Annotated in this window: 13 protein-coding genes; 1 reads left to right on the top strand and 12 read right to left on the bottom strand. The window is 56.7% G+C overall.

All coding sequences use genetic code 11. The features are described from left to right. Positions 1-35: 35 nt before the first annotated feature. Both ACYX34_RS11455 and ACYX34_RS11450 read right to left on the bottom strand, forming a co-directional pair. On the bottom strand, positions 36-512 hold the full coding sequence (locus tag ACYX34_RS11455; RefSeq protein ID WP_462076696.1) for a DUF4149 domain-containing protein: 477 nt from the start codon (positions 510-512) through the stop codon (positions 36-38). A gap of 199 nt (positions 513-711) precedes the next feature. Next, a complete protein-coding gene (locus ACYX34_RS11450) occupies positions 712-1,488 on the bottom strand; it encodes a hypothetical protein (protein ID WP_462076695.1) in 777 nt (258 codons plus the stop codon). A 558-nt stretch (positions 1,489-2,046) separates the two neighbouring features. Here ACYX34_RS11450 and ACYX34_RS11445 point away from each other — a divergent pair. Further along, positions 2,047-2,220: a hypothetical protein gene (locus ACYX34_RS11445; protein WP_462076694.1), complete on the top strand. Its 174-nt coding sequence runs from the start codon at positions 2,047-2,049 to the stop codon at positions 2,218-2,220. A 76-nt stretch (positions 2,221-2,296) separates the two neighbouring features. Here the strand turns inward: ACYX34_RS11445 and ACYX34_RS11440 are convergent, their stop codons facing one another. The 10 genes from ACYX34_RS11440 to ACYX34_RS11395 all read right to left on the bottom strand — a co-directional run. Next, positions 2,297-2,440, bottom strand: a complete 144-nt coding sequence (locus tag ACYX34_RS11440; RefSeq protein WP_462076693.1) for a hypothetical protein — start codon at positions 2,438-2,440, stop codon at positions 2,297-2,299. A 389-nt stretch (positions 2,441-2,829) separates the two neighbouring features. Further along, the gene (locus ACYX34_RS11435) at positions 2,830-3,870 is read right to left on the bottom strand and encodes a Rieske 2Fe-2S domain-containing protein (protein WP_462076692.1); all 1,041 of its coding nucleotides are present in this window, start codon (positions 3,868-3,870) and stop codon (positions 2,830-2,832) included. 165 nt (positions 3,871-4,035) lie between these two features. Next, entirely contained in the window at positions 4,036-4,728 is a 693-nt protein-coding gene (locus ACYX34_RS11430; RefSeq protein ID WP_462076691.1) for a hypothetical protein, read from the bottom strand. A 114-nt stretch (positions 4,729-4,842) separates the two neighbouring features. After that, positions 4,843-5,352 carry a hypothetical protein gene (locus ACYX34_RS11425; protein ID WP_462076690.1) on the bottom strand — a complete coding sequence of 170 codons (510 nt, stop codon included), beginning with the start codon at positions 5,350-5,352 and terminating at the stop codon, positions 4,843-4,845. Then, positions 5,352-6,173 (bottom strand): HalD/BesD family halogenase, encoded by an 822-nt coding sequence (locus ACYX34_RS11420; RefSeq protein WP_462076689.1) that lies wholly within the window; start codon positions 6,171-6,173, stop codon positions 5,352-5,354. The genes ACYX34_RS11425 and ACYX34_RS11420 overlap by 1 nt, the downstream gene beginning before the upstream one ends. A gap of 51 nt (positions 6,174-6,224) precedes the next feature. Next, positions 6,225-6,767: a hypothetical protein gene (locus tag ACYX34_RS11415; protein ID WP_462076688.1), complete on the bottom strand. Its 543-nt coding sequence runs from the start codon at positions 6,765-6,767 to the stop codon at positions 6,225-6,227. A gap of 790 nt (positions 6,768-7,557) precedes the next feature. Next, the gene (locus tag ACYX34_RS11410) at positions 7,558-8,937 is read right to left on the bottom strand and encodes a sigma-54 interaction domain-containing protein (protein ID WP_462076687.1); all 1,380 of its coding nucleotides are present in this window, start codon (positions 8,935-8,937) and stop codon (positions 7,558-7,560) included. A 137-nt stretch (positions 8,938-9,074) separates the two neighbouring features. Next, entirely contained in the window at positions 9,075-9,464 is a 390-nt protein-coding gene (locus ACYX34_RS11405) for a response regulator (protein WP_462076686.1), read from the bottom strand. Between the two features lie 276 nt (positions 9,465-9,740). Continuing rightward, positions 9,741-12,047 carry a PAS domain-containing sensor histidine kinase gene (locus tag ACYX34_RS11400; RefSeq protein ID WP_462076685.1) on the bottom strand — a complete coding sequence of 769 codons (2,307 nt, stop codon included), beginning with the start codon at positions 12,045-12,047 and terminating at the stop codon, positions 9,741-9,743. Positions 12,048-12,115: 68 nt separating this feature from the next. Then, a partial coding sequence (locus ACYX34_RS11395) for a helix-turn-helix domain-containing protein (protein WP_462076902.1) occupies positions 12,116-12,252 on the bottom strand: 137 nt, incomplete at its 5' end.

Raw genomic sequence — 12,252 nt, 5'->3', positions numbered from 1 at the left:
CCGTGCAGTTCAACCAAGTGGCTCATCAAATCTCGCTACGACCGTGCCAGCATCGCCGCCACAATCACGACTGCCATGGCGATGAGTAGGGACAATCGAGGGAGCCAGCGCGCGGTTTTGAACACAACCTGCTCGCCTGCCGTCCGCTGGGATTCTGGAATCGCACTGACCCGGCTGACCCGAGGACCAAGCACGAGGTCATGCAGCAAGGTGAGGAACAGCAACAGGGCGACCAGCGCCAGCTTCGCCATCACGATTCCTGGCCAAGCGGAAGGGCTCACGACAGCGACGCCGCGAAGAGACAGCAATATCGGACCAGTCAGCAAGAGTATCACCATGGCCACCCAGACGATGGGCCGAAAGCGGAGCGCGGCAGACCGAAACAGCGCCATGAATTCCGGTACTGCTTTCCGGCTTCGCACCAAGGGTGCCAAGACCAACGACAGAAAGATCATGCCGCCGACCCAACTTACCGCGGCAAGGATGTGCAAAATGACCAGAGTGGCATACATACTGGGCTCTCATAATCAATTTGAGGAGATATATCGTTCCGGATGATTGCGGGTCTGCTCAGAGCCTCGGGCGACGCAACGATCGTGTCGGTCACGGCGTGTTCTGCTCAACCATCAGCTTCGCGTAGACATCTCCCAGACTTACTTCGAACAAGAGTGGAATCTTCACCAGCGGCTCACAATACTGAGCCGTTACCGGTCAGTCCTTGGCCTCAAACCACAGCTCCAATGAAACCCTTTCATTCGCTGCGACGGTCAGCGCCTGTTCTCTCAGGCCGAGAATCGGATGCCAGACCTTGAGGCGATATTTCCCCGGCGGGATATCCGGGATGGAAAAGGAGCCGGCTGCATCCGTGACCGAAAAATACGGATGATCGATCGCATAGCCCCAACTCTGCATGTACGGATGCATGCTGCACTGCATGCTGAACACTTTTCGTCCTTTGACCAGCTGCACGGCATCGGTCGTTCCACCCGCCTCCAAAGACGGGCGATAAAAAACCATATCGCCTCCGGTTTGATCGAACGCATACCCTTGGATGTCGTGTGGAACTGGATCCCGATTAAATATCGTAATCAGTCGCTTATCGCCGACCACGGTGACAAGCGGCACAAACTGACAGAGGCTCGCTTCCACTCGGGCATCAGTGAAGGGAAAGGGCTTTCCACGCTCCACACCCTCCACCATCACCAGCACATCTTTGAGGCCGCCGTCCGACCTAACCGTGAGTTCTCTCATGAGTCGATACCCGTGGCCGTCGGACAGCTGACTGCAGTATTCATGGTCGAGATAGCGACGCAACTCGAATTCTTTCGGCGCCGGAACCGTACCAATGAAGGTCACGGTACCGCGTACTGTGGCCCCCTCCACCACTGGTTCCGACTCATACGCCCAGACCTCAGTCCCTAGACAAATCACCAAGGTCATGAGTACCCACCCAACCAGACGGTCTCGGTTTCTGAAACCTCGTTTCACACTACCCTTCCTTCGTATCCTGCCCGTCCCATACAGTTCGTGCAATCTCACAGGGATTGTCTCGGCCTCCGTCGCAGGGCAACTTCACTACCGATGGCCTGATTGTCCGCACAATTATGCATCGCACCCGTTTTGGCAGTTCGCCCTGAGGCATCAGGTGATGCCACCCGACATCCATGCTGAGCGCTGGACGCAAAGACCGCCGAGGGTTATGGAGTTGTTGTACCGTATGGCCCGGACGGACGCAAGACCGTGTTGATGAGGACACAGGACGGGGAAACCCAACCGATCTGTCTCCTACATCTCTCATTCATCAGGGACACATCTCACCTCCCCCACCGGGATCATCACTTGCACAGGTCAGACCGACACTTCTACATGCACATGTCCTGCAGAGCTGGCCGTGGTCGAGGTCCGGGCTCCTTCCGACGTATCACTCTGGGGGGTAACAAGGACGATGACACCCATTAGTTCACCCAGAATCTGCGGGGGCGGCAAGCTACGCCACATGCGGCCCAATGTATAACGAAGCGGTCCGGTTCGATTGATGGCCGAATCATGAGACACCCGAGTAACGCGATCAACCAACAGAACCGCCAATGGGTCGAAGAGGTCTTCCGTTGGTTGAAGACGGCCGGCTTTCGCTACAAGGTCAAGCTCCGTCGCGAGTCGTCTGGCTGTGTACCTTTGCTGCTACAGTCTACAACCTGGTATGGATGCGAAGCCTTGTAACGGTTGTGTCATGAGGTCCTCGGATCTGAACCCACCTACCGCTGCCTCTACCCCCACCTGGACATGACCGTATCTCTCATGCCCAAAACACCGCCTGTATCAAACCAAGCACAGAAATGATAGAAGTCACGACCATCCACGCCACTGCAAAAAAGACCCAGGCGACCAACATCCAACTTACCGCCCCATCGTACCATTCCAGAAACTTCTCTAGACTCATTAGCGCCTCCCCTAAAATAGTACCAAACGAAATGGTCAGGCTGTTGGCACTAACATCCGTTGTACTGAGCGCCCATCTCTCGGAGAAACGTGCTCCGTCCGCATAGAACGGCGTCGGCGCGTGTCTCCGCAGATAGGGGGTCTGGCCAACTCGCCCCAAGTTTTTCCGCAGCCTGCTCAGCGTATCAACAGTTCATCCTCGTAATCCATCCAGTCTATGAGGGCGGGAAACCCTGTCGGTGTTCGCCGTACCAGCACGATCACCTGGTTGGAACGCCAGCCGGAGCGCCGGTCACCGCCCTTCAGTGCAAGTACCTTGTCCTCATGATTCATCGCTCAATCTCAGAATATGCAGGCGCTGGCGCCACTCCACTTGCACGTCGCTCCGCTTTAAGTCACCCATCTGAGCAGGCTCTTTTCAGGAACCGGATGCTGAGGATCCTGCACACCGGCCAGTATATCACCATGATATTTCTTCAACTGCCGGTACCACACGGCCAGTGTGTCCGATTCTAAGGTCAAGAGCATGCTTCCCTTTAAGCCAAACCCCTGTTCCTGCAATTCCAACACTTCCCGGTCCTGACTCAGAATCGTCCTGAGAGTCCGACGGACCAGCCACCCAGCAGGAACGCCGCGCAGAAAGTTCCATCCAACGCAGATGTCGAATCGGCTTCGCTCATCCGTGAGCGGGGTGGCCACCAACATGACGGATGCAAACCGTTTGCCGATTTCCCATCGTTCGGAATGAATGCCGGGCAGGACGAAATCAACCGTGGTCGTCGCCGATCCCAGCCTTGGAGACAACGCCCGAAAGATAAAGGTATCCGGCAGCAGGACATTCTGCGAGATCGTTCGAAATCCAAGCGGCAGCCGCGTGAAGACTTTTTCTTTCTCCCTGGCGGCCTCACGCCGACGGAAATAGTTGTTGTGCACGAACGGAACATGAGCGGGATCCATGAGACTATCCACTGCGAAATCCCACCGGACTGTTGCCTGGGCGGACGCGCGCACGGAGGTCATCGGGCTGCCGTCTGCAGGAGTCGGCAAAGAAGGGGGAGGACTCGAAGGCTCCTTGCACCCGTCCTGTCCCATATAGACCCACACCCACCCGTCCCGTTCCTCTGCGGGGAATGTCCGCACGCAGGCTGAGGCCGACGATGGATGCGGCGCGTTGCCGGTCGCCGGAACCTCCACGCACTCACCCGTGGAGATGAAGCGCCATCCATGAAACGGACAACGCAAGGAATCCCCCTCCTGCCGACCTGAGGAGAGTGGGACGCCTTTATGGGGACAGCGGTCCTGTAACGCATGCACCAGACCACGCCGATCCCGAAAAAGGACAAGAGGTTGGTTGCAGAGGACTGCGGCGCATGGCCGGCCGATGCGGACGTGCGTGCTTTCTGTGGCGATATACCAGAATCCTTCGAGCATTCAGTTCCGTAGGATGAGCCGCAAAGTGTATCGAGCGTTTCCTTGGGCCTTCGACGGATGCAGGTGAAGAGTGGGATGAAGACGAGTGCAGGGAGCCATGAAATGGCTCCCTGCACCGTTGTCAGCGGATACCATGCTCCGCCTTACCGGAACGATATTGGTCCTCTAGAACCCGATTGCTCCATAAATACCGGCGGTCCAGTAATTGTTTACCGTATTGGTTTGGTTGGAGGCCAGGTGGAAGCGGCTGTCGAGACCCAGCCACAACTCTTTCCACACGCGAAACTCGGCGCCTCCCCCGAACTGAACCCCGATGTCCAAATAATTGATCTGACTCGACGTCGGACTGATAACGTGGAAGTCCAACCCGGCGGGAATGATCCAGGGTTGAAAGTCGGTTCCCTGTCGGAACTTCAGCTTAGGTGCCACACTCACCGTCAACATCGTCATCTGCACCTTGCTCAGACCGCCGTTACTCACTCCCGTCACAGCCGTGGTATCGCCGTTCCCGACGTTGGCGGAGGCCCATCTCTTGAATTCCAATCCGATCTCGCCGACGAGCGCCACGCCGTTCATCATACCCCATAGATCCTTGGTGACCATGAGGTCCGTTCCCCCACCGATGTAATAGCCGCTGGTCCCATCGTTCTTCCCGGCCACCCCATGGCCGTCGGTGATCAACTCACCACCGCGATCGCTGAGCAGCTGGCCATAGCCGCCGCGAAAGAACACGCGGTTCCCGGTCGCCGTGGTGTCTTCAGCGGAGACTAGCCCACCGCTAAAAAAGGCGGACGCCGCCACAAGCGATACCGTGACAGCCCACACTCCGATGTTCCCCTTACTTCTCAAAACCTGCATGACACTCTCCTTCCCTGGTTACGCATCGAGGAGCACGGCCCTCCTTCGAGCAATCAACTGACAATATCCGATCACACGCACCTCATCCGGCTTGCTCAACTCTCGACCGACCACTCACACTTCCACCTCTGTGATGCACAGGTTCGGACACCAGTCCACTTCCGCCCGGCGCGCCACTTCCAAGAGCTGACTCGACATCGGAGGCGCGCCTTGATCGCGCGATAGTCCCACACACCGTGAACAAATAAACCGGCAGTGAATCAGGCACGATCGCTCAAGACATCCCCTGTCAGCGCCGACTTTTTCCGCCTGCTGAAGACAATAGGCCTTCGCGTCCGGAGCACTCAGACTCTCCTGATAGCAGCAGAGAGCGGCATAAAAGTTGATCCGGCTCACGACGGGTCTACCTTCGAGTGTGATGTGGACATCGTGCAGATCCCAGGCCTCCTCAATCATTCGCGCGACGATTCCCACCGACGTCGGAAAGTCGTCAAAGAACGCCACGTACTCGGCCCCCTGCTCATCCGCCTCCGCGTCGCAGGCAGGTGCCATCCGGATCAGCCGTAACAGCGTCGGAGCGTCAACAACCTGTGCCTCAGGAATTGCGATTGAGAGATGCACCATCAACTCCTATTAGGGAAGAGCATTGTGATCTGATCAATCATCGCGCCTGACGGCGAGGTTGCATGCGCGTGGGTCGCCTGCTTGGCCTTCGGTCTGCGCATCAGCGCGGCAGGGCCGAAATAGGCGAAGGCGTCCTTCATATTTGAGAATAATTTCTTCACCGGTCCCATTCGTTGATCCGTGACATATTGCAACGTCAGGATCACACGCCGTTCCCCTTCACCCAACGGGGTGACGGCATGCCAGAGTTTGTCTCCGTTGAAGACCACCATCGTGCCCGCATCCATCCGAATACGGATTTCAGGGAGATTCTCGACGACGTTACCCTTCCCGACACGTGCGACTAATCGGCAGTGTTCCGAACGCTCCACGAGCCCGATGAGGACCGTGTAGCGGGCACCCTTGTAGTACGAGGTGTCATAGTGATAGCCGATGTGATCGCCTGGCCTTGTGTAGTAGTAGAGGGCACAGGCATGAGGGTCATCTTCCGGACAGAGCTTCAACTCGGCGTCAGTGAGCCGGTCGAGGAATGTCAGGAGCGCTGAAGACCGATAGAGAGCCAGGATCGCGGGTGCCTGCTCTCGAATGCTGTAGAAGCTGACGCTGCCTCCCTGTTTGTGACCTGGGACATAGTTGCGATGAATGTCCGGCTCCAGCAGCTCAACCTCCGTGAGCAACGGTTCGCATACGGTTGGAGGAAGAAAGTGCTCAAGGTGGATGAACTCATTCTGGCTCCAATAGGCATGCCGGATATTCCGTTGATCCGATCGTGTGACCGTCTCTGCAAGCTCCTCTTCTAGACCGACCGCCAGACTACTCATTTTATGGGCCTCTATCGGATCCTCAGAATGAAAACGGGCCGGTGATCCGGATCATCGGCGCACCATAGCCTTGAGACCTGGACACCAATCGATTTCAGCCATTGCGGCTCGCAACCCGAACGCCGGCTCTTTCAATGGCCGCCCGACCACCGGCACGGTTCGGACACATGAGTCGCAAACAAATTGGCAGGATCTCGCGCATCCATAATCGTGGCACCCCACCAGAGCTGCCTGCTCTTTCATCTTTAGGTCACAGTACAATTCACGGTTCGGCACTCCCAGGCTCGCACGGTAACATCGTAGTCTCTCTCGAACTCCACGAAGACTTGAGAGGCTCCGCCCATTGATGCTGACCCAAGCCCTTGGAACGCGCGTCGATTCCTCCATCAAATGCAACGCCAGATCCACATGGTCCGCACTGTCGGAACAGTCCGGAAAGTGCGCAACCGCCAGTGCTTCCCGGCTGCTTGTGTCATCGACCCTGAAATGCGGCGCCAATCGAGCCACGCCCCAGACATATGGAAAGAAAACCTCCTCAGACACAGGAAAATGTATCTTGATGTCCACAACCGCCTCATCGCCACTGAGTTGCACGTTGCTTCACTCCCATTACGTGTTCGTCGGGCACTAATCTCCCTGATAGAAAATGAGGGGGCCACTCTCACCTGTGACCCCCTCATCGCTGACACGTGGCGGCCGGGACTGCCGCTCACAATGGGGTGGACTCTGCTGGACAGCGAGAGGGCAACTCACCATCCAGCCCGCAGAAAGAGCTAGATCTTTCTGCGTTGCTTTCACTATTCAGCAACTGTCGTGCCACCCTTGGTTGTCACTCCGCAATGAATGATTCACACGTCAGAAGCGAAGAAGGAGGTTTTTCATCGACCGTGATGCCTGCTCCTGCCGCACAGAGGACTCCACGCTCTTGGACAGTGATGGCCTAAATCTCCTCATTCGTTCACATATCATTCGCTTATGCCGTCCACACCAATGGACGTTCGTTCCCGGAATGAAGGGGAGAAAAGGGGCATCCGAATCATCACGGCATGTTGCCGCTCGCAAGATGAGGACACCACAGGTTGAAGGCAGGCGTATTTCTTCCGTCGCCTGAGTCGTGCGCCACATTCATGGTGCTCGAATAGATCGGAACGATGCGTACAATCGCTTCGATGACGTCGGTGAAGAATATGGTGGGTGAAATGTATACGATCGATGCAAAGATTCAGAAGATCAGAGGGCTTGGTCCCCCGATACTCAAATAGCGGACCTTATCAGGCCTATGGCGAAACGATCGAACACGGCAGTTCTTGGTCTGTGATGGGATGATCTCACTCTGTGGAAAATGCGACCCAAGAAAGGAAGGGAGCAAGGGAACAGCTGGCACCTATTCGATGCTATACGCGCGAAGTTTGTTATAGAGACTCGCTCGACTGATTCGAAGCAATTTGGCTGCTTTCAATCGGTTTCCTGCCGTCTTTTGCAGGGCATCCACGATTCGAGTGCGCTCCGTTTGAGCCACCGCCCCGCGCGACGCGGATCGTAAACTCTCGTCTTCCGCCCCAAGGGACTGGTCGAGAAGATCCTGACACACCAGGGATGGGCCGACCGTCGTCACCACAGCCCGTTCGATATAGTGCTGCAACTGTCGGACATTTCCCGGCCAAGGGGCATCACGTAAGAGCCGCAAGGTCCGTTCATCCACCTGTCGCACCGGCTGATGATGCCGTGCACAAGACGCAGCAACGAAATGCCGGACTAAGAGCGGAATGTCTTCTCGCCGTTCCCGAAGCGCCGGCAAATACAGAGGGAGAACGGCTAATCGATAGTAGAGATCCTGACGAAATGTCTTGGCTTTCACGAGTTCGGTCAGATCTTTATTCGAGGCTGAGATGACACGCGCATGGATCTTCACGGTTCGCGTCCCACCCACCGGCTTGATCTCGCCCTCTTGCAGAACACGGAGTAACTTAGCTTGAAAGGTCGGCGTCGTGTCGGCAATCTCATCAAGGAAGATCGTGCCGCCGTCGGCCTCGTCGAACAGGCCGCGCTTGTTCGCCACTGCCCCGGTGAAGGCTCCCTTCACATGTCCGAACAACTCACTTTCGAGCAGCGTCTCGGGCAATGAGCCGCAGTCAACGACGACGAATGGTCGATCCCTCCTGGGACTGAGCGCGTGGATCGTTTTTGCCAGGAGTTCTTTCCCCGTGCCACTCTCACCTTGAACGAGGACGGTCGCCGAGCTCTCCGCGACAAGACGCGTCATGTCGAAGAGCTGCTGCATGATCGGACTTCGCCCGATCAAGTCACCGAGGCCGTCTGCAAGCGGTGCGGCACCGTTGTCCCCAGCGGTCGCGGCAGGAACAGACTTCGATGCTGGCTGGAAGAGCACCAGCATTGAGACGACGGATCCCTTCGCATCCGTTAATGGAAAGGCCTGTTGCATCCCACAGGCCGTGCCGTCACCTCCCCCCGAACAAGACACACACTGCACCTCGGGCGTCTCGAACACTTTGGTCGCCGGGCAGGCCCCGCAGGGATCGGTCCGCTGGGCAAAGGCTTCATAGCATTTGGCGTGGGGCCTGGGAGTGTGCGTGCTCTGCTGGACCGACCACGCTGCTTCGTTCGCATACACGACGTTGAAGGACTGATCCATGACCGCCACACGGTCAGATAGACCCCGTGCCAGCTGCTTGATTGCTTCGACTCGCGCGGTAATGATGGGATCTAGCGATACCGGTTTGTTGGGACTTTCTGGGTCAGACAAGGCGATCGCGTCCTTAGGCCACTCATTCGTATCTGGGTTCCAAGTTTCACGTTCAAGGTTTCACCTTTGCTCAGCAACCAAACACGGGAAACCTGAAACTCGAAACCGTTCGCCGACACGCATCACGAGGGGACTTTTTACCTCCCTTCGTGGTCGAGTAATTGTTGCACACAGCTCTTCAGGTCCGCAATATGGACCGGCTTGTCAAAGTAGGCGTTCGCACCCGCCTGAAGCACCTGCGCCTTCAATCTCGCATCACCGAAGGCGGTCATCACGATGATCGGGCACCTCGGCGCCACCGTCCGCAGTCGGCCAATGTAATCATCCCCCCCCGCCGGCATCCGCAGGTCGGTGAGAATCGCATCCGGCACGGATTGCAAGACCGCCAGAAACGCTTCATCGCCGTCCCGTGCTTCGCGAAGGTGATACCCCATTCCGCAAAACTCATCACACAACAAACTACGCATCTCCCGGTCGTCTTCGACAATCAACAGAACAGTACCCGTTCCCTTTGTCACGGTCACCATCCTCTCCGGCCCTCATTCGCTGTTGTACAGGGTGTCTGGTTGGATGAAGGGCAAAGCGCATGCCGCTGGATGGGAAAAGAAGTAGCCTGAATTCCCAGAAATCCAGGCATGCGCATGGGATGGAGAGATTCGATTGGTGAGAAAAACCACAAACAAGAGTCGGGCAACTGTTGCGGGATGCTACAGCCCTCGGTCGTACTGAGCGTGAACGCGCTGGGTGCTGCCTTTCAAAAACCCAAGACTTCGCACTCAGAACCCAGCACTTCTAGGGGTTGGCTATTCACTCTTCGGCAGGAGGATCGTAAACGTCGTTCCTGTTCCTTCCTGACTTTCAACAGCGATAGAGCCCTGGTGCTCTTCGATAATTCCCTTGACGACCGTCAGCCCTAACCCCGTCCCTTTGCCGAATTCCTTCGTCGTGAAAAAGGGATCGAAGATCCTCTTGATCGCCTCTCGAGGAATCCCATGGCCCGTATCGGCAATGGTGAGTTTCACCAGCTGTGGTTCAGGAGCAAGGCCGACACGGAGAGTCCCGCCATCCGGCATCGCATGCACGGCATTCATGACGAGGTTGATCAAGACTTGGCTCATCTGGTCCGCATCGGCCAAGACCATGGGACAAGGATCGGCCAACCGCAACTCCACCCGGATTCGACTTCGTGCAAGACGTTCGTGAAACATCTCGAGACTGTCTTCAACCACTTGCTTCAGGTCGAGCGCAACGCGTTCCGGAGTTTTGCGCCGTGCGAAGGAGAGCAGCTGGTTCATCACCCTCGTAATCCGCTCGACCTGGGTAATGATGGTCTGGAGGCCTTTCTTGATCGGCTCGTCCGTGACGCGATCCATCAGATATTCGGCTCGCCCAAGAATGACGTTCATCGGGGTCCCGATTTCGTGGGCCATGCCCGAGGCCACCGTGCCGAGTTCGGCGATGCGCTCGGTTTTTCGTAACTGATCTTGCAGTCGCTTCCGCTCGCTGATATCCCGCAGCATGACCAGGATCGCCGGACCTTCCTCATCCACGAATCGCGCCGTGCTGACTTCTGCATCCACGGATTTTCCACTCAGCGTGACGATTTTCTCCTCAAGCATGGGCACTTGTGCGCGACCTTCCACCAATTCATGGATCCGTTCTCGAATCGCGGGATGATAATCAGGATGGAACAGGTCCATAACCGATTTTCCCAAGATCTCATCGGCCTTCACGGCACCGAACAGTTTGATCGCCTGGTCATTGGCGAAGAGGATGCGCTCGCCTCGAATCACCACAATGGCATAGGGCGAAATGGCGATGAGACGCCGGTAGCGTTCTTCACTTTGCCGCAACAAATGCTCCGCTCGCTTCCGTTCCGTAATGTCAGTGACGAACCCTTCCAGGTAGCTCAGGGTACCGTCCGTGGCATAGATCCCCTCACCCCGTTCCCAGACCGACCTGACTTCCCCTAGTCTGGTGACGATACGGTACGTCGTTTCATACGGGCGATGTTGCGCCACCGCTGCCTGAATCTCTTGCCACACTCGCTCACGATCTCCCGGATGGGTATTGTCTCCATACGAGATGGATCGTCGGACAAGATATTCCTGGGCGGTGTACCCGGTTAAGTCTGTGACCCCTTCGCTGAGGTAATCGTATGTCCAGTCTCGGTCATTTCGGCAACGATAGACAAAGCCTGGAAGATTGCCGATCAGAGTGGAGAGTTGACGCTGGCTTTCCTGGTGAGCTTCTTCGCTCCGCTTCCGGTCGGTGATGTCTCGGAGAATGACGGTATAGTATTTCTGATGCTCTACGGCGATATACGAGATGGCCGCTTCGATCGGAAACTCATCTCCATTTGAGCGAACCCCCATCACGGTCCCCAGTTTTCCCATCTTGCGGCTCGTCGTGCCGGATTGGCCGAACTCACGCATATGGTGGCGGTGATCCTCGCGATACCGGGCGGGCAAGAATCGAGCGAGCGGCTGCCCGATCGCCGCTTGAGTAGAGCAGCCGAACATCTGCTCGGCGGCTCGGTTGAACAGCACGACGTTCTGATCTTCATCCACGGTGACGATCGCATCCATCGCGGACTCGATGATGCCTTCCAGCCTCAGTTGACTGACCAGGAGTTGCTCTTCCGCTTCTTTGCGACCGACGACGGCACGTACGGCCTCCCGATCTGCGTAGGAGCGTGCCTCTTGCGCCTCCATCATCAATCCCTCGGCATGGGCTCGCTCGGCACGTTCCGACATCAGCTCTTGTTCCACCTGTGCTGATTCATGTTGCAGCCGCCTGAAGCGAATCAATCCCAGGGCTAAGATCCACAGAACAGAGGTTCCCAACATACGATTGAGCACGCCATACAAAATAGCGCTACCCTGAGGTTTAAGAAACAACCCGAGCCAGAGGAGGCCGGTGGCAAGGCCACAAAAGTAGAAAGGTTCTTGCTCCTTCGACCTGAACACCGTGAGCAGCAGGGGAACGACGTAGAGAATCGATACGGCAATTCCCACTGGGGTCAGCAGGTCGACCACAAAGATGCCAATCGTGAGGAGTGGGATCGCCCAATGCACAACCCCCATGGCAAGACGGTCGACATCCTTCATGTGATCGATCCCGGCCTGAAGCGGGACTGTCCGGTCGCAGTCCCACTGCGATGATCCGACAGCGGTCGTTATTCCTCTGGGTGAGGCCTGCCTTCGATTTCGGCGAGTTTACGATACAAGGTCTTTCGGTCGATTCCAAGGGCGTGGGCAGCCTGATACTTGTTGCCGCCGGTCTTTTCGAGGACCTTCTTGATGTACTCTTTCT

The organism is Nitrospira sp. CMX1 (assembly GCF_054902215.1).
This window is presented reverse-complemented; position numbering and strand designations above follow the sequence as displayed.